The following is a 22182-nucleotide window of genomic DNA, read 5'->3' on the forward strand; positions in this document are numbered from 1 at the left end:
GCCTGAGCTAAAGAGAGAGAACGTATGTTTGGTAAAGCCGGATTGGGTAACCTGATGAAACAGGCCCAGCAGATGCAGGATAAAATGGCGCAGGTGCAGGAAGAGATCGCCGCGATGGAAGTCACCGGCGAGTCCGGGGCCGGTTTGGTGAAGGTCACGATTAACGGCTCCCACAGCTGTCGCCGGGTTGAGGTCGATCCTAGCCTGCTGGAAGACGACAAAGATATGCTGGAAGATTTAGTGGCGGCGGCCTTTAATGATGCGGCCCGCCGTATTGCTGAAGCACAGAAAGAAAAAATGGCAACGGTATCAAACGGTATGTCTCTGCCACCTGGTTTCAAGATGCCGTTCTGATGCAAACCAGCCCCCTCCTCGAAACATTAATGGAGTCGCTGCGCTGCCTGCCGGGCGTTGGGCCTAAGTCGGCTCAACGCATGGCTTTTCAGCTGTTACAGCGCGATCGTAGCGGCGGGATGCGCCTGGCTCAGGCTTTGACGCGGGCGATGTCGGAGATCGGACACTGTGCCGACTGTCGGACCTTCACTGAACAGGACATTTGCACCATTTGCGCTAATCCACGGCGTCGGCAAAATGGGCTGATTTGCGTAGTGGAAAGCCCGGCAGACATCCACGCCATTGAGCAAACCGGGCAGTTCGCTGGCCGTTACTTTGTACTGATGGGGCATCTGTCGCCGCTGGATGGTATCGGGCCAGATGACATCGGCCTTGACCGGCTGGAGCAGCGGCTGGAAAAGGAATCGATTCAGGAAGTGATCCTCGCCACCAATCCGACGGTGGAAGGTGAGGCAACCGCTAACTACATTGCCAGCCTGTGTGAACAGTACGGCGTGGACGCCAGCCGCATTGCGCATGGTGTTCCGGTGGGCGGAGAGCTGGAAATGGTCGATGGCACCACGCTGTCGCATTCACTGGTCGGGCGTCAAAAGTTCAAATTTTGAGCAATTAAATGGCACGAACTCTTCGTGCCGTCTTGAAATCCATTTTTACATCCCCATCTTTACCTCAACGTTCATCAACCTGTTTTCATTGAGGTAGCAATGACCATGAAAGGACAAGAGACACGTGGCTTCCAGTCAGAGGTAAAACAGCTTCTGCACCTGATGATTCACTCGCTCTATTCAAACAAAGAAATCTTCCTGCGCGAACTGATCTCAAACGCCTCCGATGCCGCTGATAAGTTGCGCTTCAAGGCGTTATCCACCCCGGAACTGTACGAGGGGGATGGCGATCTGCGCGTGCGGGTGGCGGTCGACAAGGAAAAACGCACCCTGACGCTAAGCGATAATGGCATTGGGATGCGTCGCGACGAAGTCATTGAAAACCTGGGCACCATTGCCAAGTCCGGTACGAAATCCTTCCTTGAATCCCTGGGATCTGATCAGGCCAAAGACAGCCAGCTCATCGGCCAGTTCGGCGTGGGTTTCTACTCGGCGTTTATCGTTGCGGATAACGTTTCCGTGCGTACCCGTGCCGCGGGCGCTGCTGCCGATGAAGGGGTATTCTGGCAATCTGCCGGTGAAGGCGATTATACCATTGCCGACATTGAGAAAAGCGATCGCGGGACCGAAATCACTCTGCATTTGCGTGAAGGTGAAGATGAGTTCCTTGATGCGTGGCGCGTTCGCAGCATTATCAGTAAATACTCTGACCATATTGCCCTGCCGGTGGAGATCGAAACTCATAACGAAGAAGACGACACCACCACCTGGGAAAAGATCAACAAAGCGCAGGCGCTGTGGACGCGTAACAAGTCTGATATCAGCGAAGACGAATACAAAGAGTTTTATAAGCACGTTGCCCACGACTTTACCGACCCGCTTACCTGGAGCCATAACCGGGTAGAAGGCAAGCAGGAGTACACCAGCCTGCTGTATATCCCGGCCCAGGCACCGTGGGACATGTGGAACCGCGATCACAAACATGGTTTGAAACTGTACGTGCAGCGCGTGTTTATCATGGACGATGCTGAACAGTTCATGCCGAACTATCTGCGCTTCGTCAAAGGACTGATTGACTCTAACGATCTGCCGCTCAACGTGTCGCGTGAAATTTTGCAGGACAGCCGCATCACCCAGACGCTGCGCGGGGCGCTGACCAAGCGTTCACTGCAGATGCTGGAGAGGGTGGCGAAGGATGATGAAGAGAAATATCAGAAATTCTGGCAGCAGTTCGGTCTGGTGCTGAAGGAAGGCCCGGCAGAAGACAGCGGCAACGCCGAGACCATCGCCAAACTGTTGCGTTTCGCCACTACCAGCTTCGAAGGGGCGGCGCAAACCGTATCGCTGGAAGATTACGTCAGCCGCATGGTGGAAGGCCAGGAGAAGATTTACTACATCACAGCCGATAGCTACGCTGCCGCGAAAAGCAGCCCGCATCTGGAGCTGTTCCGCAAGAAAGGCATCGAGGTTCTGCTGCTTTCGGACCGCATTGACGAATGGATGATGAGCTATCTTACCGAGTTCGACGGAAAAACATTCCAGTCAGTCAGCAAGGCGGATGACGCGCTAAGCAAGCTGGCGGACGAGCAAACCGAAGAACAGAAAGAGGCCGGGAAAGCGCTGGAGCCGTTTGTTGAGCGGGTGAAAAGCCTGCTGGGTGAGCGAGTGAAAGAAGTGCGTCTGACGCACCGCCTGACCGATACGCCGGCAATCGTTACCACCGAAGCTAACGAAATGACTACCCAGATGGCAAAACTGTTTGCCGCTGCGGGCCAGGATGTGCCGGAAGTAAAATATCTGTTTGAGCTGAATCCCGAACATCCGTTAGTGAAACGCGCTGCCGATACTCAGGATGAGGCACGCTTTGCCGAGTGGATCGAGCTGCTGCTGGACCAGGCGCTGTTTGCCGAAAAAGGCACGCTGGAAGATCCGAATCAGTTTATCCGCCGGATGAACCAGCTGCTGCTGGGATAATCCGCACAGTATTCTGTAACAGGGCTGTTGACTCACCGGCAGAAATTCTGCCGGTGAGTCATTAATCAGCTTTTCCTTCATTCCTGCTTTGCACTCCCTTTCTCACTATTTAATATCATCACGTCATTTCGCATAACTATTTTATTAGAAAAATCAACCACCTGAAGAGTAACAGCCGGTTACGCGTGTAAGTTCTGTTAGATGAATGTCTTAAGATGTACTGTGATTTGGCAGATCCTTGCCAGCGGCATTGCGATGATGCCGAACTGTCATTCAGTGTCGTTGACCGTCCTGAGCGATGCCCTGCTACTCCATCATCGAAGCTTCTTCTAATAGCCAGCTGCGAAATAATTCAATCCCCTTATCCGCCTTGCGTGACGCTTTTATCATCATCCAGGTAGCGCGATCCACCTCGGCAAAACCCAGGGGTGCAATCAGTGAACCGTCGAAGATCTCTTTTTTCACCAGGATCTGCGGCGTCATGATAATCCCCATGCCGTTACGCGCCGCCTGAATCGCCAGAGTCAGATTGTCGAAATGATTTCCAGCCCAGAAATCACCGCGCGCTCCGGTTTTTTTCGCCCATTCGGACCAGGCGTTGAGTTTGGTATCGGCATGCAGCAGCGGTAAGGTAGAGAAATCGGTCTCGTAGCTGAAGCGGCTACTGAACGCTGGGGAACATACCGGGCCAATATAGTCGACGGTAATCAGCGTGGCGGCAATGTCCTTCTGTACTGGCTGCTCCTGACTGAGGATCAGTACGTCGGTATGCTCACTCCGCACCTTCTCCAGATCGACGTGGGTCTGGAAAGTCAGGGCGATTTCGCTATGACGTGAGGTGAAGCGGTTGATACGCGGAATAAGCCATTGCGCCAGAAAACTCGGGGCGCACGATATCGTCAGGCTGTGAAGATCGCACACGCGAATTTTGTCACAGGTCGCTTCTATACTGCGAAAGCTTTGCACACAGCACGCTTGAAGCCGCTCACCGTCTGCCGTTAATTGCACCCGGCCCTTAGTCCGCAGAAATAAAGGTTTTCCCAGCCACTCTTCTAACTGTTTGATTTGATGACTGACGGCACTGTGCGTTACGTTCAGCGATTGTGCCGCGCGGCTAAAACTCTGCCGCAGCGCAGCCTGATGGAAATAGTGTAATGCGCGCAGTGAGGGAAGGTTAGACATTATCGTACCTTGTTAGAAAAATTCACATTAAGTGTCTGTTTATATCATTTTTAAGTCCAGCCAAAATTCACTAGTCTGGCACAGGTTCCGGGGAATGTACTGGTAGCGAACAGCCTGAATCAACTGATGGAATCTCACTTAACACAGACGAATTTTCCCCTTGTCAGACCTCGTTAAAACTCAACAGCTATGCGAAGGAAAGGAAATGACAAATCAGTATTCTGTTAAGCCGCAACTCGTTATGTTTACCGGTGGTCGGGATAGCACCCTGGCCGCTTGTTATCTTATGTTACAGGGCATTCCTGTCCACCTGTGGTCGGGTAATAGCGGATGCTCACTGCATCGCGGTATTTTGTCGCACCGTGTTGAAGAAATGAAGAATCGCTTTGGCGATCTGGTCGTGGGTCATACCGTTGCCGACATTAGCGGAGCTTTTCGCTCTATTGCCATCGAAGCGCTGGAACAGGATATTCTCAAATATCGCAAAAATTTGGTGCTGCTCGGCGAAAAACTGGCCATTCATGCGCATCTGGTCGATTTCTGCCGCCGCAACGATATCAATACCATCAACGATGGCATTACACATTATCAAATGGAGTTCCCGGAGCAGCGACTGGTGGCAAAAACCTTCCTGATGGAGATGATGGCACAATATGACATCAACTATCAGTCGCCGGTCTATGAGTTTGCGCAGTCGGCAGATGACGTGAAATATCGTCTGTTGCAGCTGGGTATCTCGACGAAATCCCTTGAGGGGATCAGCATCTTTGCCGACAGTTTCTCTACGCCTTCAGATGATGTCGTGCTGGCTTATCTGAGAGAAAAAGCGCCTCTGGCACATAATATTGTGAATTTCCTTGCTGGCGAAACGCTTAATCCTCCCGTTTTGAACAACAGCGCCGCAGCCTGAGGCTGTACGAAAATCGTGACGTAATCTGCGGATTACGTCTTTCGGAGTTGAGATGAAAACAATTGTTAAATGCGCTGCCATTATTATTCATCAGCGCTCGCTGTTACTTACCCGTAAACGGGGCACCGCGATTTTTATTTCTCCCGGTGGCAAACCGTTGGCAGGGGAAGATCATCTGAGCTGCCTCAAGCGAGAATTAGATGAAGAGCTGGGTGTGCAAATCAAAAGTTTCCGACCTTTTGGGCTGTTTCATGGTCGCGCTGAATTCGAAGCACAGGCCATCGAGAACCACGTTTATTTTGTCGAAATTATTGGCCAGCCGCGCGCCGGCAATGAAATTGAAGAGATTACATGGGTAAATTATCGCAAACCGCCCTGTGAAATTGCGGTCGGGTCGATTTTTCGCAATAACGTTATGCCACTGTTATTCCAGCAAGAGTTGATCAACTGATGGATGCCTCCTCCCTTTCCCCGCAGTTGCAGCAGGTGCACGGCGATCGGTTTTATAAGCGAGTCAATATGCTAAAAGACGAACTTCGTGAAGAGCTTACACGGGTATACCGACTACATGATTACGATCTGTTTTTCGTCCAGTCGGTGCGCGTTGGGTTAGTGATCCTTTCACACCTGTTCTACAAGCAGGAAACCTCTTTATGCCTGGCGAAGCATGCGCATTACAAACCCATCAGTGAACTGTTTAACTCATCTTCAGCGCATGCCAGCGTGCCGGGCAGCGTACCGATTATTACCCACGTTAGCCCTTACACGGGGGAAGTTAACAGTCTGCAAGATTGCAAAGGGAAAGGGGTTGTTGATGCGTCTCACAGTTTCGCCACTAATCGCCACGCCGAGCTGATCGCAGAGAGTTCGGTGTTTGTCGCCCCCTTGCATAAACACGCTTCATTGACCGTTGGGCTGGCGATCGTTGCTTTACGCTCTGAACACTTCAGCACGCTGATGCGTAGCGAATTACGCCTGTTTGAAGAGTCCACCTCTTCAGACAAGCCGCTGGAAGAAGCGCTCGACAATGTGCGCAGTCACAGCTGGCAGCCCTTTAATGTTGCCCAGGTTCGGCCGGTTGAAATCAAGGATGCAGCGGGGATGGACTTTTGCTCTATCAGCGCACCGGACTTGCCATTCTGCTGCTTCCCTGTACCCACGCTAAGCGCCACACGGCAACAGCAGGTTAAGAAAGCCGGTGCCACTTATTTCCCCCATACCAACACGGTGCGATTGTCGTGTTGGGTGCGTGGCGATGGCAGTCAGCGGGTGGATATGACCAAACAGGTAGAGCAAGATTTGATTGCATTATGGGAGGGAAAATGAAAGGTTCCATGGCAGTAAATGGCAATCTGATTGGCATGGCGGGCGGCGTTATCCTGAGCACCGATGCGGTATTCATTCGTCTGATGGGAATCAATAACTCATGGCTGATTGTCACCCTGCGCGGGATCTGCATGTGGACCATTTGCCTGCTGATCTGGGTCTTCTGGCGTCAAAGCCGTTCAACGCTGGGGCAGCCGTGGCTGAACAGAGATAATTTGCTTTCGACGCTGTTTTTCTGCATCGCTTCCGCCTGTTTCGTTAATGCACTGAACCGTGGCAACGTGGCAACTGTACTGGTTATCATCTCCGGTACGCCGTTTATTTCGGCGCTGATGAGCCGTCTGTTGTTTAAAGTGGCGATCGATCGCAGCGTGATGCTGGCTGCACTGGCAGGCATTGTTGGCGTGAGTATCGTTATGTCCGGGAACAGCATGGGTCACAACGGCGTGGCCAATCTTTATGCGCTGGCTACGGCAGTATCGATGGCGCTGGCGTTTATTTTTACTTCGCGCGTAAGCGGCGGAACGGCCGGGCTGCCATCGCTGGGAGCGCTGCTGGCTTCGGTATTGATCGTCCTTGGGTCAGGTTCCGATGTGGTCATCAGTCTGAAAATGCTGTCGGCAGCACAGCTGGGATGGGTCATTGCTGAAGGCACCCTGATCATGCCGCTGGCGATGGGGTTAATTACCTTATCAACACGTTTTGTCTCGCCTGCTAATGCCGGACTGTTCTTACTGCTGGAAACCGCGTTAGCGCCACTATGGATGTATTTGTTCTTGGGTGAAGTGCCCACAGTTCAGGCAGTTATTGGCGGTGCGATCATTATCATCACGGTGATGACACAGTCGCTATACGCCCGTCAAAAGGAGTCTGCATCGCGCTGCGCCGATATGGCATAACCGTGCCCTTCCTTGTGAAAAACGGGGCATGATGATATGTTCGTGCCCTCAGATAATGTGTTCATTTAAGCAATTCGCAAGGGGATTTACGCAATGCGTATTATTCTGCTCGGGGCTCCGGGTGCAGGAAAGGGGACTCAGGCTCAGTTCATTATGGAGAAATACGGTATTCCGCAAATCTCTACGGGTGATATGCTGCGCGCCGCGGTTAAAGCCGGTTCGGAGCTGGGTCAGAAAGCTAAAGAGATTATGGACGCCGGTAAGTTGGTTACCGACGAATTGGTTATCGCACTGGTCAAAGAGCGTATCGCTCAGGAAGACTGCCGTAAGGGTTTCCTGCTGGACGGTTTCCCGCGCACCATTCCCCAGGCTGATGCGATGAAGGAAGCGGGTATCAAGGTCGACAACGTGCTGGAATTTGATGTGCCGGACGCACTGATCGTTGAGCGTATCGTCGGCCGTCGGGTGCATGTGTCGTCGGGTCGGGTATACCATGTTACCTTCAACCCGCCGAAAGTGGCAGGCAAAGATGATGTGACCGGCGAAGAGCTCAGCACGCGCAAGGACGACCAGGAAGAAACCGTGCGTAAACGCCTGGTGGAATATCATCAGATGACGGCTCCGCTGATTGCTTATTACAGCAAAGAAGCTGCGGCAGGTAATACGGCCTACCACAAAATCGATGGTACGCGTCATGTGACAGAAGTCAGCGCCGAACTGGCAAAAATTCTCGGGTAAAGCGGTGAGCCGGGTTTATCCTGGCTCAATTGCACCAATCGGTTCCACTCCCGCCTTTTTCCGCTAAAATAGGTCAGGTTTACATCACTGACCCTGTCACTAATTCAAGGAATAGCAATGAGGCAAGATAAACCTGGCGTGCTGCTGGTGAATTTAGGCACGCCTGATGCCCCAACCACTCCAGCCGTGAAACGTTATCTGAAGCAGTTCCTCAGCGACAAGCGCGTGGTTGATGCGCCACGCTGGCTATGGTGGCCACTGCTTAATTTCGGTATTCTGCCAATCCGCTCGCCGCGCGTGTCAAAACTCTACGCCTCGGTGTGGATGGATGAAGGGTCGCCGCTGATGGTTTACAGCCAGCGACAGCGCAGCGCCCTGGCAGCAAGACTGGATATGCCCGTGGCGCTTGGCATGAGCTACGGTAACCCCAGCCTCAAGAGTGCCATCGACAGCCTGATGGCAGAAGGTGTCACCCGGCTTATTGTTCTGCCGCTTTACCCGCAATTTTCCTGTTCCACCGTCGCGGCAGTATGGGATGGTATTACCGAGGTGTTTGCCGGTTACCGTAGCCTGCCGTCGGTCCATTTTATTCGCGACTATGCACAACATCCGGCGTACATTGCCGCATTGAAAGCTTCAGTAGAGCGATCATTTGCGCAGCACGGCAAGCCGGATCTGTTAGTGACGTCATTCCACGGTATTCCACAGCGCTTTGCCAACGAAGGCGATGATTATCCCCAGCGCTGCTATGAAACCTTTGACGCACTGAAAGCGTCTCTGGGGCTGGGCAGCAACGAAGCCATGTTGACTTTCCAGTCGCGTTTTGGCCGTGAACCCTGGCTGATGCCGTACACCGATGAAACCATGAAGGCTTTGCCTGGCAAGGGCGTTAAGCATGTGCAGATTATGAGCCCCGGTTTCGCTGCTGACTGCCTGGAAACCCTGGAAGAAATCAACGGAGAAAACCGTGAAATCTTCCTGCATGCTGGCGGCACACGCTTTGAATACATTCCGGCGCTGAATGATGATGAAGCCCACATTACCATGATGCTTGAACTGGTGAATCAGTACCGCTAATTGCCATCGTCCAGGGTTGCCTCTGGTCAGAGACAATCCTCACCGGGCGCAATTGTGTTATCATTGCGCCCTGTCCCCTTGCCAGCAACGCGCAATCATGAAATTCCCCGGTCAACGTAAATCCAAACATTACTTTCCCGTCAGCGCGCGCGATCCGCTGCTGCAATCGGCACAGCCTGAGAACGAGGCTGCCAGAAGCTGGATCGTCGGTATCGATCAGATCCTGGTCGATATTGAAGCAAAAGTGGATGACGAATTTTTCAGCCGTTACGGGCTAAGTATCGGTCATTCGCTGGTTATTGCAGATGATGTGGCTGAAGCGCTGTACGGTGAACTGCAGCGCAATAATCTGATCCGCCACCAGTTTGCCGGCGGCACCATTGGTAATACTCTGCATAACTACTCGGTACTGGCGGATGACCGCTCGGTGCTGCTTGGAGTGATGTGTAGCAACGTGCAGATTGGAGGCTACGCCTACCGCTATTTGTGCAACACCTCCAGTCGTACCGACCTGAACTATTTACAGGGGGTTGATGGCGCTATCGGTCGTTGTTTTACGCTGATTAATGCAAACGGTGAACGCACTTTTGCCATCAGCCCGGGCATGATGAATCAGCTTCGCCCGCAAAGCATTCCTGAAGAGGTGATTGCCGGCGCTTCAGCGCTGGTACTGACTTCTTATCTGGTGCGTTGCAACCCGGGCGAGCCGATGCCGTTAGCCACCATGCAGGCGATTGAATGGGCGAAAAAGCATAACGTGCCGGTGGTGCTGACGCTGGGCACCAAATATGTGATTGCGGATAATCCGCAGTTCTGGCGTGATTTCATTCGCGATCATGTTTCGGTGGTGGCGATGAATGAGGAAGAAGCTTTTGAGCTTACCGGCCAGCGCGATCCGCTTCAGGCAGCGAACATGGCCCTTGACTGGGTCGATCTGGTATTGTGTACAGCTGGCCCGGACGGGCTGTATATGGCTGCATTTACCGAAGATTCGGCTAAACGTGCCACCCAGCATCCGCTCTTACCGGGTGCAATCCCCGAATTTAACCGTTATGAATTCAGCCGGGCAATGCGCTATCAGGACTGTCGTCATCCGCTGCGAATTTTTTCCCACATTGCCCCGTATATGGGCGGGCCGGAAAAGATCAAGAACACCAACGGGGCTGGCGATGGCGCGCTGGCGGCGCTGCTGCATGATATCACGGCGAATAATTTCCACCGCGCTAACGTGCCTAACTCCAGTAAACACGCACGCAGCTATCTGACCTATTCGTCGCTTGCGCAGGTATGTAAATATGCCAACCGCGTCAGTTATCAGGTGCTGAACCAGCACTCCCCACGTCTGACGCGTGCTCTGCCCGAGCGGGAAGACAGTCTGGAAGAGTCGTATTGGGAACGCTAAGCCGCATCTGTATGTACAGGAAACTGACAGCCTCCTGTACTCTACTCCCTTTCAAAACAACAATCAGCCAGCTTCAAATGTCTCGTCCCACGCTAAAGTTACTGTGCATTATCTCAATAAGGCAGGCGAGGGATAAAGTCGTTTTCTGACTTGGATAATCAATTTAATTCATTTAACATAAGTTTTTTCCTAGTGGAACCACACAATAGCCTATAAAGGAGCTATTATGGGTCTTTTTACGGAATATTCGCGACTTTCACCAAGTTGTAATGATCTTATTCAGAAATTAAACAGCGATTCAACGCTAAAAGGGAAGGTCACGTTTTCGAATCTGCGAAGCTGTCTGAATAACGTCGAGAATTCAGAGGAAAAATCACAACCGCATGAAATCTCCGATCAGATAAGTCACGTATATTTAATCCTGCTAAATAGCGGCAGTAAAGTATTAGAAAGAAAAACTGGAATTCTAAAAAATATCTTTTTAATGTCAATAGCCCCTGAACCTTCGTCTGATGTATTGGTGTGGCTTGATAGAATGGATTGTCATCAAAAAGATGCAGCAACCCGGCATTTAATGTTTTGTGCAGGTAAATCGTATTCTGATACAGAAATAAAAATCACAATGCAAAAGAAATATTCGATCGATAGATTCAGAAATGAACTAAAGAAAAGAATTCAAGCAGCAGAAGCAGAAAAGGAAAAAGCGTTCGGCCCCAAACGCCCGAATTCACATTCTGTTCTGTGTGGAAGTTTATTGCAGCTTGATTAACGGACTTTTCACGTAAATTAAATAAAACCAGCAAGTTCTGAAGTGGGGGCCATTCCCTCAAATGAGAATTTGCTGATGATCAGAGAAAAGGTCGGGTGGCGTGAATGGCCGAAGACTTGCCATTTATTCTGAACGATATTTATCGGGGCCAGGCCGGTTTACCGTTCAGCCCCTTAACCGCACGCCGTTACGTTAAATCGGGCACGCGGACGGTTTTTCGTCCGGCAGCGGCAGTAATATAATATTTAGCATGCTATTGGCGATCTCGCGTTCGCCCATGACCACCCGATCGGCACCGCGCTCCTCAATATATTTAACCTCGTCGTCGTAGTGGGCGCGGGCGATAATTTCTATGTTTGGGCGTTTTTCTCGTGCGGCGGTAACGATCTCACCAGACTCGTAGCCGTTAGGGATGGTCAGCAGCAGCCAACGGGCGCAGTCAAGACGTGCCAGATCCATAATATCGCCGCGCGCCGCGTTGCCGAGCACTGCGGTGATGCCCCGTTCACGCAAAGCTTCAACCCGTGCACGGCTGTTCTCCACCACCACGACAGGAATGTCGGCCGCCATCAGCTGGCTGCCCAGCAGGCTGCCTACGCGGCCGAAGCCAACAATAATCGCATGATGACAGAGATCGACAGGAATTTGCTTCTCGTCTTCCTCCGTCTCTTTCGACGTTTGCTCTTCCAGATTTTCCGTTTTAACCAGATAGCGCTCTAACAGCGAAAACAGGATGGGATTAAGCATAATCGACAGAATGGCACCCGCCAGCACCAGATTACGACCACTTGCTGGCAGCAGGTTGAGCGATATCCCCAGCCCGGCGAGAATAAAGGCAAATTCACCAATCTGCGCCAGACTAACGGAGATGGTCAGGGCCGTGCGTCTGGAGTGACCACATAAGCGCACCAGAAGCAGCGCAACCAGCGATTTGCCCAAAACGATAATCGACAGCGCGCCCAGCACCGCCAGCGGCTGCTGGATCAGGATCATTGGGTCAAACAGCATCCCCACCGAGACAAAGAACAGTACTGCAAAGGCATCGCGCAGCGGGAGCGTATCGTGTGCGGCACGATGGCTCAACTCAGACTCGTTGAGCACCATTCCGGCGAAGAAAGCGCCAAGGGCAAAGGAGACATCAAAGAACTCCACCGCGCCAAAGGCAATGCCCAATGCCAGGGCCAGCACCGACAGGGTAAACAGCTCGCGAGAGCCGGTTGCAGCGCTGCGGGCGAGGATCCACGGCACCACGCGTCGCCCCACCACCATCATCAGCACCATAAACGCCACCACTTTGCCGATGGTGATCAGCAGGTCGAACAGCACCATCGTGATGCTGGCATTACCCTCTTCAAACAGTCCGGCAACGGCAGGCAGTAGCACCAGCGCCAGCACCATTACCAGATCCTCAACAATCAGCCAGCCGATAGCAATCTGTCCGCGTTTACTGTCTATTAACTGTCGCTCTTCCAACGCGCGCAGTAACACCACTGTACTGGCGGTTGAAAGACAAAGACCAAACACCAGGCCGGTCATCGTTGGCCATCCCATCCCCCACGACAGCCCCATGCCCAGCAAGGTGGCAACGGCGATTTGCGCCACGGCACCGGGAATAGCGATCGACTTGACTGCCATCAGGTCTTTCAATGAGAAGTGCAAACCAACCCCGAACATCAGCAGTATCACGCCCAGCTCGGCCAGTTCCGGTGCCAGATTGGTATCAGCAACAAAACCCGGCGTAAAAGGCCCGGCCAGCACGCCGGCCAGCAGATAGCCGACCAGAGGAGAGATGCGCAGGCGATTGGCCAGCATACCAAACAGGAAGGCAAGTACCAGGCCTCCCACAATGGTGGTGATAAGCGGGGTGGTGTGGTGCATGCCTGTCTCCTTTAATGGCACACTCGCTATGCATCGGGTGGCTCAGGAATAATCTGCTGTTTTCCTGTACCCGAATTAAACGGAGCGTAAATGGGTCTGAACGTTGTTTTTAAGTGTATGGCATATTGCGGGCGGGTGCTTGTCATTATTAGTGATAATGACAAAAAATATCAATTATTCAGATAAATTCGTCGAAGAGTGTGATTTATCCCACTTATCAACGGGTGATCCAGACGTTTCAGGTAGGCTGCGCGGTGCTAATCACAGTCATTAACACCCTTAATTGACTATTTGTGGCGGGTATCAGGCAGGAAAGCTGCGAGAATTCCGAGAAATGGCAGGTAAGCGCAGATTTGATAGACCAGCTCAATGCTGTGGCGATCGGCTATCACGCCAAGTAAGGCGGCACCCAGCCCGCCCATACCGAAGGAAAAGCCGAAAAAAAGACCGGAAACCAAGCCAATACGACCAGGCATCAGTTCCTGGGCATAGACCAGAATGGCAGAAAAAGCCGAAGCCAGTACCAGGCCAATCACCACCGACAGGACTCCCGTCCACCATAAGTTGGCATAAGGCAGCAGCAGGGTAAAAGGAGCCACGCCGAGAATGGATACCCAAATCACTCGCTTACGGCCGATTTTGTCGCCTACCGGGCCGCCAATGATGGTCCCAGCCGCGACGGCAAACAGAAAGACAAACAGATGTAACTGCGCATTCTGTATCGACAGGCCGAATTTATGCATTAAGTAGAAGGTATAGAAGCTGCTCAGACTGGTGAGATAGAAGTATTTGGAGAACACCAGCACCAGCAGAATGGCCATCGCGTACGCTACCTGACGGCGTGATAACGCGGGGATGGCTGCGGAAGCAGGGTGTTTGGCGGTGATATGCTGGGTTTGATACCAGCGACCAATCTGCAGCAATACCACAATAGCCAGCAGCGCCGCCAGCGAGAACCAGGCAAGGTTGCCTCGACCATATGGGGCAATAATCAGCGCAGCCAGCAGTGGGCCGAGCGATGTACCAAGATTGCCGCCGACCTGAAACAGAGATTGCGCCAGGCCATGACGCCCGCCGGAGGCCATACGAGCCACCCGCGAAGATTCCGGGTGAAACACCGATGAGCCGCTACCGACCAGCGCTGCCGCTAACAAAATCATCGCATAATGATTGGCCAGCGCCAGCAGTATCACGCCGCAGAGCGTAAAGCCCATCCCGACAGGCAGCGACCACGGCTGCGGATGTTTATCGGTGAACTGACCAATCAGCGGCTGAAGCAGTGAAGCAGTCAGTTGATAAGTCAGGGTGATTAAACCAATCTGCACAAAGTTCAGTGAAAAATCTTCCCGCAGCAGGGGATAGATCGCCAGAATCAGCGACTGAATCATATCGTTGAGCAAATGGGCAACGCTTATCGCACTGAGCACGCCAAAAGCGGTACGCTTCACCGGTATCTCTGGCGGAAGGGGAGTATGGACGCCTGTCATTATCGTACCTGTCATTAAGTTAGGGTTGTTAAGCGCCTGTCACCCGCCAATTTGCAACAATATAAGGCAGAGCGATTACCTTTTAGTAGCATTCCTGCGGCATAATCAGCCGGACGTCATAAAAACAAATAATTTTCACATTTCGGGGATTTAACAAGGAGAAGCGAGTGGCAATTTTCAAAACGAGTCTTGCCGGAGTGCTGGCGGTAGCGCTATGCAGCACGCCGTTGGTGGCACAGGCGTGGGAAAAAGACCGGACTTACAAATTCACCGTGCTGCATACCAACGACCACCACGGCCGTTTTTGGCCCAATGCACATGATGAATATGGTCTGGCAGCCCAGAAAACCATGATGGATCAGATCCGTAACGAGGTGCAGACTCATGGCGGGGCAACGCTGATCCTCTCGGGAGGGGATATCAATACCGGCGTACCGGAGTCCGATCTGCAGGATGCGGAACCGGATTTTCGCGCAATGAATATGATTGGCTACGATGCGATGGCGATTGGCAATCATGAGTTTGATAACCCGCTTTCGGTACTGCGCCAGCAGCAGAGGTGGGCGAAGTTCCCTCTGCTCTCGGCCAATATCTATCAGAAAAGCACCGGCAAACGTCTGTTCCAGCCTTACGCGCTTTTCAACCGCATGGGCCTGAAAATTGCCGTCATCGGACTGACGACCGATGATACGGCGAAGATCGGCAATCCGGAATATTTCGAGGATGTCCTGTTCCATAAACCAGCCACGGAAGCCAAAGCGGTGGTCGAAGAGCTGCGTGCACACGAAAAACCGGACGTGATCATCGCCGCAACGCATATGGGTCACTATAACAACGGCCAGCACGGGTCTAACGCGCCGGGCGATGTGGAAATGGCGCGCGCACTGCCTGCAGGCTACCTGGATATGATCGTTGGTGGACATTCGCAGGACCCGGTATGTATGGCCAAAGAAAACCTGAAACAGGTGGATTACGTGCCGGGCAGCCCCTGTACGCCGGACCGTCAAAACGGCACCTGGATCGTGCAGGCCCATGAGTGGGGCAAATATATTGGCCGTGCCGACTTCACCTTGCGTAATGGCAAGCTGACGCTGGTGAATTATCAGCTGATACCGATCAATCTGAAGCATAAGGTTAAGAATGCTGACGGCAGCACCCAGTGGGTGAACTATACGGCTGAAATTGCCAAAAACCCAGGGGTACAAAAACTGCTGACGCCATTCCAGAAAAAGGGTGAAGCGCAGCTTGGCGTAAAAATTGGCAGCGTCAACGCTCACCTTGAGGGCGACCGCAGTAAAGTGCGTTTTGTACAGACCAATATGGCACGCCTGATCCTGGCTGGACTGACAGAGCGGACTCATGCCGACTTTGCGTTAATGAGCGGCGGCGGGGTGCGTGATTCGATTGAAGCGGGGGCCATCACCTATAAAGACGTGTTGAAGGTGCAGCCATTTGGTAATACCGTGGCCCGGGTTGATATGAAAGGCAGCGAAATTGAGAAGTACCTTGCGGTCGTCGCCAATAAACAGGTGGACTCCGGTGCGTATGCACAGTTTTACGGCGTCAGTCTGGTTGCCGACGGTTCCGGGGTCAGTCATATCAAAATTCACGGTAAGCCGCTGTTAGCGGATAAAACCTACCGAATGGCGATGCTGAGTTTTAACGCCACCGGCGGTGACGGCTATCCGCCGTTGGATAAGCTACCCGGCTACGTGAACACCGGTTTTGTCGATGCTGAAGTTCTGAAACAGTACATCCAGAGCCATTCTCCGCTCGATGCGGCAAACTATCAGCCTGGCGGAGAAATTGTTTACCTGAAGACGGCAGCAAAGACAGCGGCGAGCGATAACGCGTCGGTAACAAAGCCTTAGCATCTGGTAAGACCAGCACCGCACTGCATCGATAGCGAGACGGGCGGTTCGAAATAAAGGGCCGCCCTGAATGAACAGATTGAGCCGGCTGCTGGCACGTCCAGCGGATTGGCCCGCCGTTAAACCTGCTTATTCAGCGCCTGCTGCCGCGGTGAGCCAGTCATCCGTTCGCGGATTTTGTCATACAACCAGTTATAAACCACCGTATATGGCAGGAAGAACAGAAAGAAAGCGACTTCAATCAGAAATGCCTGCCACAAGGTGATACCCAGCATCGAGGCGGCTATCGGCAGGCCGATAGCGATAAAGCCGCCCTCAAATCCCAGCGCGTGCAGTATGCGCAACTTCAGCCCGCGCTGTATCTTGTCGCGCGGCCACAACCGGTCAAAGCCAGCGTTGTAGACCATGTTCCATATCATCGCTACCGTCGACAGCACGATCGCCAACAGGCCCATCTGAAACAGCGGTTTATTCATTGCCCAGGCGGCCAGCGGTGACACCAGCACAATAGCCAGTAATTCAAAGCCTGCAGCATGGTAAAAACGTTCTTTTAGCGTACGGCCAGACATATAGTCCTCCTCTTTGTCTTCATTGCACTATTTTCCACCATTTTTTTGCTAAGATAAAATGACTATCCATCGATAAAAGCGATATACAAGTGCGTTATTCACCTGAATCTCTGCAAGCTTTTGTGCAGACTGTGGAAAGTGGCTCGTTCTCCGCAGCGGCGCGCGCGCTGCGTAAAAGCCAGTCCACTATCAGTACCGCCGTGGCGAATCTTGAAAGCGATCTGGGTTTTTCCCTGTTCGACCGCACCGCCCGTACCCCGTTATTGACCGAAAACGGTCAGCGTGCGCTGGCGCAGGTGAAAGAGATCCTGAGCGCCTCGGCGCAGCTGGACAGGCTGGCAGTGCGCCTGGCAGGTGAAGTAGAACCCTGTCTGCGGCTGGCTATCACCGACTTCTGGCAGGCCGACCACCATGCATTGCTGCTGCAACGTTTTGCCAGCCGTTACCCGGATATTGAGTTCGAGTGCATGATTGCGGAAGATGAAGATGTGATCGATTTGCTGCAGAGTGGCCGGGCGCATGTCGGCGTGTTGCGTGCGCAGCAGCACTACCCGCCGGACATCCATGTACAGCACCTGCAGGTGAAGGCGCAGATGGCCATTTATCTGCATCGGGATCATCCGCTGGCGCACCAGCAGCAGGTCAGTGAAGCTGAACTGAGCCAGCTCCGCCAGCTGCGGTTAAACACCTGGGTTGAGCAAACGCCGGCACCCCCCGGGAAAGTGTGGCTGGCGCCGTCATATCCGCTCTTACTGGAGATGGCGGAACAGGGTTTTGGCTGGAGTATTTTACCGCGCTGGCTTACCGCGCAGTTTGGTCATCAGCTGCTGCGCGAATTGCCGGTGGCGGGCTGGCCGCAAAATATTCAGGTTGTTGTGGCTAGCTCAAGGCGTTCACCACCCGGCCCGGCGGGGCAGTGGATGATCGATCGGCTTATAGCCCAGCGCCCTGATTAATTGCCTTTATACCTTTTATGCATCGGGCTGCTGTTCAAAAGCGCGTGATGTTTTTGCACAGCAGCCCGCATTATTTTTTGCCTACGGCGATATCGGCAAAGCGCGCACCGAGCAGCTGTGCCAGATCCTGTGGTGCCAGCTCGATATCCAGTCCGCGTCGGCCGCCTGAAACGTAAATGGTGGCAAAATGCTGCGCGCCCGTATCGATCACCGTTGGCAGGCGCTTCTTCTGACCGATGGGGCTGATGCCACCCAGCAGATAACCGCTGCTGCGCTGAGCAAACTGCGGATCGGCCATCTCCACTTTTTTTGCTGTCAACGCCTTAGCCACCTGCTTCAAGTCCAGCTGTGCGTCTACCGGAGTTACCGCGACAGCCAGGGTTTGGTTATTACCATTCAGCGCCACCAGCAGGGTTTTATACACCTGGGCGGCATCAAGATTTAACTTGCGCACCGCTTCGTCGCCGAAATGGCTTTCGCCGCTGTCATGCTCGTATGAGTGCAGCGTAAAGGCGACCTTCTGTTTTTCAAGGAGTTTTACCGCAGGTGTCATAAGTACAGACCTTCCGTGTTGTGCTGCTTAACAGTATCAACGATTGATGAATAAATAAGTGGTGAATGATGTCGCTTTAAGCGACAATCGACACCCGTTTCAGCTTAATGCTTAAACGATAACTAAAATCATAATGATGTCCATATTTAATGGCCGATAGCGATATTGGCCTTTTTTTTAGCCGCCGCTTAGCAGGCCGGGAAGGTTACCCTCACCATAAAGATGCAGCGCGCCAACCGCGACCACGTAGCGGCCCGGCGGCAGCTGCTGTATAAGCCGGCACCACTGCAGGTTACGCTGGGTCATCAGCAAATCATTGAGGCCACTGCTGAACGTGCCGGGCAATTCAAGTTTTCTCATGCTGCCCGGCGGGGCTTCCAGCCACCAACTTACCATCGTTTGCAGCAGGCGGGCATTGGTGTGCCAGTGTTTCAGCGTATCCTCCAGTAACGCAAGGCCGTTATCCGCCAGGGATTGCAGCAGCGTCAGCTGGGCTTCTGCCCCTTCCAGTTCGATCACCCTTATTGACTGGGCATGCGCGGCCTGCAGCAGCTGCAAGTCAATACCGCAATCGGCACGCAGCCCGAGCCGCTGCGCCTGTTGCGCCTGCAGCATTAGCGCAATCTGCCAGGCGGGCAGAGTATCAACCCGCAGAGGATCGACGCCCAGCTCTCCACACAGGCGTTGCAGCTGTTGCAGCTGTTGCAGCGGGAGCCGTTGCGCCAGCGGCGCGCACTCTTCACCTCTGTTGAAGGGGGAAGCGCCAGCGGAAATGTCCGCTTCAACGATAAGCGCATCGGCGCGCTGTAACCGATCCATCAGGAGCGCCGGCAGCGGCATCATATTGCCCGTGCCCATATGAATACTGCCCACCAGATGTAGCTGACGCGACCCCACAGCGATGTCCACAGCCGGGTAACGATAGCTTACCGCGCCCAGACTGCGCCACAGCTTCTGCAGTCTGTGCACCAGTGTCTTCATATGCTTCACCTCTTGCGCTTATTTCCCTCATGCTAACGTGAACGGTGGCTGGCTGACAGAAATAACCGCAAAGCCATCTGTCACGTCGGTGGGCGATAGCGGATCAGGCGATTGGCATTGCTCACAACGGTTATTGAAGACAGCGCCATCGCCGCCGCCGCGACGACCGGGCTGAGCAGCGTTCCGGTCAGCGGATAGAGCACGCCGGCAGCAAGCGGAATGCCGCAGGCATTATAAATAAAAGCACCCAGCAGATTCTGTTTCATATTGCGCAGCGTGGCTTTGGCGATGGCTAAACCATCCACCAGAACATTGAGGTCCGGGCGCATCAGCGTCATCGCTGCCGTTTCAATCGCCACATCGCTGCCGCCGCCGAGGGCAATCCCCACATCGGCCTGGGCCAGCGCCGGGGCATCGTTGATGCCATCGCCAATCATCGCTACCCGGTGCCCCTGCCGTTGCAGGGCGCTGATAGCTGCGGCTTTGCCCTCAGGCAACACCCCGGCAATCACGCGCTCGATTCCTGCCTCGCGGGCGATGGCATGGGCGGTTATTTCATTATCACCGGTCAGCATCACCAGGCGGTAACCCTGCTGGTGCAGGCGTTGCAACGCGCTGACGCTCTCTTTGCGCAGCGCATCGCGAATGGCAAACAGGGCGACGATCTGGCCATCCACCGCCAGCAGTACCGGTGTGGCGCCCTTTGCTGCCAGCCGTGACATCTGCATTGAGACGGCATCGGTGGCAATCTGCTGCTGCGCCATCAGCGCCGCGTTACCCAGCAGCAGAGCGCTACCGTCGAAAACGCCGCTCACGCCTTTGCCCGCTATGGTACGAAATTGCTCAACGTCCGGCAGCGTAGCCAGCCCGGCATGGGCGACGATAGCGCGCGCCAGCGGATGGCTGGCACCCTGTTCCAGAGCCGCCGCCTGCTGCAGCACCGTCTGGCGATCGGCCTGGTTAAACAGCATAACCTCGACCACGCGCGGCGTGCCTTCGGTCAGCGTGCCGGTTTTATCAAAAACCAGCGTGTCCAGGGTGCTTGCGCGTTGCAGCGCATCGGCATCACGCACCAGCACGCCGGATTCGGCGGCCCGCCCCACGCCGGCAATAATCGACATCGGTGTGGCGAGGCCCAACGCACAGGGGCAGGCAATAATCAGCACGGTAGTGGCTACCACCAGGGTGTAAACCAGTTGAGGCGCCGGGCCGAACAGATACCAAACGGCAGCGCTCAGTAGCGCGACCGCCACCACTACCGGGACAAAGACCGCAGAAATTTTATCCGCCAGCTGGCCGATTTCCGGCTTGCTACTCTGGGCCTGACGCACCAGCTGGATGATGCGCGCCAGGGTGGTGTTTTTGCCGACGGCCCCGGCACGCAACAGTACGCTACCGTCCTGCAACAGGGTTCCGGCATGCAGGGTATCGCCCGGTGCTTTGTGCTGCGGGATGGCTTCACCGGTGAGCATGGCTTCATCCAGCCAGGCCTCTCCCTGCACGACAGTGCCGTCAACCGGCACACGATCGCCGGTCATCACGCGTAGCGTCATCCCCGGCTGTACCTCGCTAAGTGAGCGAAGTTGTACGCCATCTTTGGTTACGACGCGTGCGGTGGGCGGGGTGAGATCCAGCAGACTTTCCAGCGCCCGTGATGAGCGCTGACGGGCGCGCTGCTCAAGCATATGTCCCAGATTGATCAGGCCGATAATCATCGCGCTGGCTTCATAATAGAGATGGCGTGCCGCCATCGGGAACAGCTCAGGCCAGAGATTTACCGTGATGGAGTAGAGCCAGGCGGCTGCAGTACCCAGTGCTACCAGCGTATCCATCGTGGCACTACGATTTAACAGGCTTTTCCAGGCGCTGCGGTAGAAATGGCCGCCGGCAACAATCATCACCAGCAGGGTCATAACTCCTGCCACCAGCCAGCCGTCGCGATTGGCTGCGGTGAGCATCATATTGTCACCGGCCATCCCCCAAATCATCAGCGGAACACCCAGTGCCAACGCCAGCGTTGCTTGCCAGCGGAAGCGTTTTACCGCCGCCAGCCCGCTTTTCTGCTGTTTTTCGCGCCTTTTCGCCTCGTCTTCAACGATTTCCGCGTGATATCCGGCGCGGCTCACCGCTTCGATTAATGCGGTGGGTAACGCGCAGCCCAGCACCAGCGCGCTGCGTTCTGCAAGGTTGACGCGTGCCTGGCTGACGCCGGGCACATTGTGCAACGCATTCCGGACGCGGCCTACGCAGCTGGCGCAGCTCATACCATCAATCAGTAACTGGAGGCATTCACTCTGTTGCGCCGGAAGCTCGCTGGTGGCCGCTGTCAGCGCTTCCGGCTGAATGTCTGAGTCTGTCAGCGGGTCAGTCTTTGGGCGCGCGAACGTTTCAGCCAGGCTGGCGTGATAGCCCGCCCCGGCAACCGTGGCGATCAGCGCCCCGGCGCTGGCGCTTCCGCTCACGCGTGCTTCGGTGATACTGACTTCCGCCTGCTCCACGTCGGCGCGCTGCTCCAACGCCTCTTTTACCCGTTTTACGCAGTGCCCGCAGGACAATCCGTCCAGCGTCAGTAGGGTGACTTGCGACATAGTATCTCTCCTGGCGATCCGGTTTGACCCAGAACTGTTTTTACATTAGTTATAAAGCTTAAA

General features: G+C 54.1%; 20 protein-coding genes. 13 read left to right on the top strand and 7 right to left on the bottom strand.

The genetic code is table 11. From position 1 onward, the window contains the following. Positions 1–24: 24 nt before the first annotated feature. From JGC47_RS05075 to htpG, 3 genes are all read left to right on the top strand, one after another. Positions 25–354, top strand: coding sequence for a YbaB/EbfC family nucleoid-associated protein (locus tag JGC47_RS05075; RefSeq protein WP_004156376.1), 330 nt, complete (start codon positions 25–27; stop codon positions 352–354). Continuing rightward, positions 354–959 carry a recombination mediator RecR gene (gene recR, locus JGC47_RS05080; protein ID WP_004156377.1) on the top strand — a complete coding sequence of 202 codons (606 nt, stop codon included), beginning with the start codon at positions 354–356 and terminating at the stop codon, positions 957–959. Before JGC47_RS05075 ends, recR begins: the two co-directional genes overlap by 1 nt. Positions 960–1064: 105 nt before the next feature. Beyond that, positions 1065–2933: a molecular chaperone HtpG gene (htpG, locus tag JGC47_RS05085; RefSeq protein WP_173340353.1), complete on the top strand. Its 1869-nt coding sequence runs from the start codon at positions 1065–1067 to the stop codon at positions 2931–2933. Between the two features lie 306 nt (positions 2934–3239). Here the strand turns inward: htpG and JGC47_RS05090 are convergent, their stop codons facing one another. Further along, positions 3240–4115, bottom strand: a complete 876-nt coding sequence (locus JGC47_RS05090) for a LysR family transcriptional regulator (protein ID WP_004156381.1) — start codon at positions 4113–4115, stop codon at positions 3240–3242. A gap of 205 nt (positions 4116–4320) precedes the next feature. Between JGC47_RS05090 and JGC47_RS05095 the strand changes: the two genes are divergently transcribed. The 8 genes from JGC47_RS05095 (at position 4321) to JGC47_RS05130 (ending at position 11236) form a co-directional block, all read left to right on the top strand. Next, positions 4321–5025, top strand: a complete 705-nt coding sequence (locus JGC47_RS05095) for a hypothetical protein (RefSeq protein ID WP_004156383.1) — start codon at positions 4321–4323, stop codon at positions 5023–5025. A gap of 52 nt (positions 5026–5077) precedes the next feature. Beyond that, positions 5078–5476: an NUDIX hydrolase gene (locus JGC47_RS05100; protein ID WP_004156386.1), complete on the top strand. Its 399-nt coding sequence runs from the start codon at positions 5078–5080 to the stop codon at positions 5474–5476. Continuing rightward, positions 5476–6351 carry a DUF6024 family protein gene (locus JGC47_RS05105; protein ID WP_004156388.1) on the top strand — a complete coding sequence of 292 codons (876 nt, stop codon included), beginning with the start codon at positions 5476–5478 and terminating at the stop codon, positions 6349–6351. Before JGC47_RS05100 ends, JGC47_RS05105 begins: the two co-directional genes overlap by 1 nt. Next, a complete protein-coding gene (locus JGC47_RS05110; RefSeq protein WP_004156390.1) occupies positions 6348–7250 on the top strand; it encodes a DMT family transporter in 903 nt (300 codons plus the stop codon). Before JGC47_RS05105 ends, JGC47_RS05110 begins: the two co-directional genes overlap by 4 nt. Positions 7251–7343: 93 nt before the next feature. Next, a complete protein-coding gene (gene adk / locus JGC47_RS05115) occupies positions 7344–7988 on the top strand; it encodes an adenylate kinase (protein WP_004156392.1) in 645 nt (214 codons plus the stop codon). Between the two features lie 117 nt (positions 7989–8105). After that, a complete protein-coding gene (hemH, locus tag JGC47_RS05120) occupies positions 8106–9065 on the top strand; it encodes a ferrochelatase (RefSeq protein ID WP_004156400.1) in 960 nt (319 codons plus the stop codon). Positions 9066–9162: 97 nt separating this feature from the next. Then, positions 9163–10467 (top strand): inosine/guanosine kinase, encoded by a 1305-nt coding sequence (locus JGC47_RS05125; RefSeq protein WP_004156409.1) that lies wholly within the window; start codon positions 9163–9165, stop codon positions 10465–10467. Positions 10468–10693: 226 nt separating this feature from the next. Beyond that, positions 10694–11236: a hypothetical protein gene (locus tag JGC47_RS05130; RefSeq protein WP_013035916.1), complete on the top strand. Its 543-nt coding sequence runs from the start codon at positions 10694–10696 to the stop codon at positions 11234–11236. A 192-nt stretch (positions 11237–11428) separates the two neighbouring features. Here the strand turns inward: JGC47_RS05130 and ybaL are convergent, their stop codons facing one another. Continuing rightward, on the bottom strand, positions 11429–13114 hold the full coding sequence (ybaL, locus tag JGC47_RS05135) for a YbaL family putative K(+) efflux transporter (protein ID WP_004156419.1): 1686 nt from the start codon (positions 13112–13114) through the stop codon (positions 11429–11431). Between the two features lie 287 nt (positions 13115–13401). Beyond that, a complete protein-coding gene (locus tag JGC47_RS05140; protein ID WP_004156420.1) occupies positions 13402–14601 on the bottom strand; it encodes an MFS transporter in 1200 nt (399 codons plus the stop codon). A 167-nt stretch (positions 14602–14768) separates the two neighbouring features. On the opposite strand from JGC47_RS05140, the gene ushA reads away from it, so the two are divergent. Next, the gene (ushA, locus tag JGC47_RS05145) at positions 14769–16472 is read left to right on the top strand and encodes a bifunctional UDP-sugar hydrolase/5'-nucleotidase UshA (protein WP_004156423.1); all 1704 of its coding nucleotides are present in this window, start codon (positions 14769–14771) and stop codon (positions 16470–16472) included. Between the two features lie 119 nt (positions 16473–16591). Here ushA and JGC47_RS05150 read toward each other — a convergent pair whose 3' ends face one another. Then, the gene (locus tag JGC47_RS05150) at positions 16592–17041 is read right to left on the bottom strand and encodes a multidrug/biocide efflux PACE transporter (RefSeq protein WP_004156431.1); all 450 of its coding nucleotides are present in this window, start codon (positions 17039–17041) and stop codon (positions 16592–16594) included. 89 nt (positions 17042–17130) lie between these two features. On the opposite strand from JGC47_RS05150, the gene JGC47_RS05155 reads away from it, so the two are divergent. After that, complete coding sequence (locus tag JGC47_RS05155; protein WP_004156432.1) at positions 17131–17997, top strand: LysR family transcriptional regulator; 867 nt, start codon at positions 17131–17133, stop codon at positions 17995–17997. A 70-nt stretch (positions 17998–18067) separates the two neighbouring features. Here JGC47_RS05155 and ybaK read toward each other — a convergent pair whose 3' ends face one another. From ybaK to copA, 3 genes are all read right to left on the bottom strand, one after another. Continuing rightward, complete coding sequence (gene ybaK, locus JGC47_RS05160; RefSeq protein WP_004156439.1) at positions 18068–18550, bottom strand: Cys-tRNA(Pro)/Cys-tRNA(Cys) deacylase YbaK; 483 nt, start codon at positions 18548–18550, stop codon at positions 18068–18070. Between the two features lie 177 nt (positions 18551–18727). Beyond that, the gene (locus tag JGC47_RS05165) at positions 18728–19531 is read right to left on the bottom strand and encodes a TraB/GumN family protein (RefSeq protein WP_004156448.1); all 804 of its coding nucleotides are present in this window, start codon (positions 19529–19531) and stop codon (positions 18728–18730) included. A gap of 80 nt (positions 19532–19611) precedes the next feature. Next, positions 19612–22119 (bottom strand): copper-exporting P-type ATPase CopA, encoded by a 2508-nt coding sequence (gene copA, locus JGC47_RS05170; protein ID WP_004156450.1) that lies wholly within the window; start codon positions 22117–22119, stop codon positions 19612–19614. Between the last annotated feature and the right edge of the window lie 63 nt (positions 22120–22182).

This window comes from Erwinia amylovora (genome assembly GCF_017161565.1).
Classification (GTDB): domain Bacteria; phylum Pseudomonadota; class Gammaproteobacteria; order Enterobacterales; family Enterobacteriaceae; genus Erwinia; species Erwinia amylovora.

Bases quoted from the DNA above. Each gene is read 5' to 3' on its own strand.
- ybaL (WP_004156419.1), bottom strand. From the start codon at position 13,114: ATGCACCACACCACCCCGCTTATCACCACCATTGTGGGAGGCCTGGTA.
- JGC47_RS05165 (WP_004156448.1), bottom strand. From the start codon at position 19,531: ATGAAGACACTGGTGCACAGACTGCAGAAGCTGTGGCGCAGTCTGGGC.
- JGC47_RS05095 (WP_004156383.1), top strand. From the start codon at position 4,321: ATGACAAATCAGTATTCTGTTAAGCCGCAACTCGTTATGTTTACCGGT.
- JGC47_RS05125 (WP_004156409.1), top strand. From the start codon at position 9,163: ATGAAATTCCCCGGTCAACGTAAATCCAAACATTACTTTCCCGTCAGC.
- adk (WP_004156392.1), top strand. From the start codon at position 7,344: ATGCGTATTATTCTGCTCGGGGCTCCGGGTGCAGGAAAGGGGACTCAG.
- ybaK (WP_004156439.1), bottom strand. From the start codon at position 18,550: ATGACACCTGCGGTAAAACTCCTTGAAAAACAGAAGGTCGCCTTTACG.
- JGC47_RS05100 (WP_004156386.1), top strand. From the start codon at position 5,078: ATGAAAACAATTGTTAAATGCGCTGCCATTATTATTCATCAGCGCTCG.
- JGC47_RS05140 (WP_004156420.1), bottom strand. From the start codon at position 14,601: ATGACAGGCGTCCATACTCCCCTTCCGCCAGAGATACCGGTGAAGCGT.
- copA (WP_004156450.1), bottom strand. From the start codon at position 22,119: ATGTCGCAAGTCACCCTACTGACGCTGGACGGATTGTCCTGCGGGCAC.
- JGC47_RS05130 (WP_013035916.1), top strand. From the start codon at position 10,694: ATGGGTCTTTTTACGGAATATTCGCGACTTTCACCAAGTTGTAATGAT.
- recR (WP_004156377.1), top strand. From the start codon at position 354: ATGCAAACCAGCCCCCTCCTCGAAACATTAATGGAGTCGCTGCGCTGC.
- JGC47_RS05150 (WP_004156431.1), bottom strand. From the start codon at position 17,041: ATGTCTGGCCGTACGCTAAAAGAACGTTTTTACCATGCTGCAGGCTTT.
- htpG (WP_173340353.1), top strand. From the start codon at position 1,065: ATGAAAGGACAAGAGACACGTGGCTTCCAGTCAGAGGTAAAACAGCTT.
- JGC47_RS05105 (WP_004156388.1), top strand. From the start codon at position 5,476: ATGGATGCCTCCTCCCTTTCCCCGCAGTTGCAGCAGGTGCACGGCGAT.
- hemH (WP_004156400.1), top strand. From the start codon at position 8,106: ATGAGGCAAGATAAACCTGGCGTGCTGCTGGTGAATTTAGGCACGCCT.
- JGC47_RS05110 (WP_004156390.1), top strand. From the start codon at position 6,348: ATGAAAGGTTCCATGGCAGTAAATGGCAATCTGATTGGCATGGCGGGC.
- JGC47_RS05090 (WP_004156381.1), bottom strand. From the start codon at position 4,115: ATGTCTAACCTTCCCTCACTGCGCGCATTACACTATTTCCATCAGGCT.
- JGC47_RS05075 (WP_004156376.1), top strand. From the start codon at position 25: ATGTTTGGTAAAGCCGGATTGGGTAACCTGATGAAACAGGCCCAGCAG.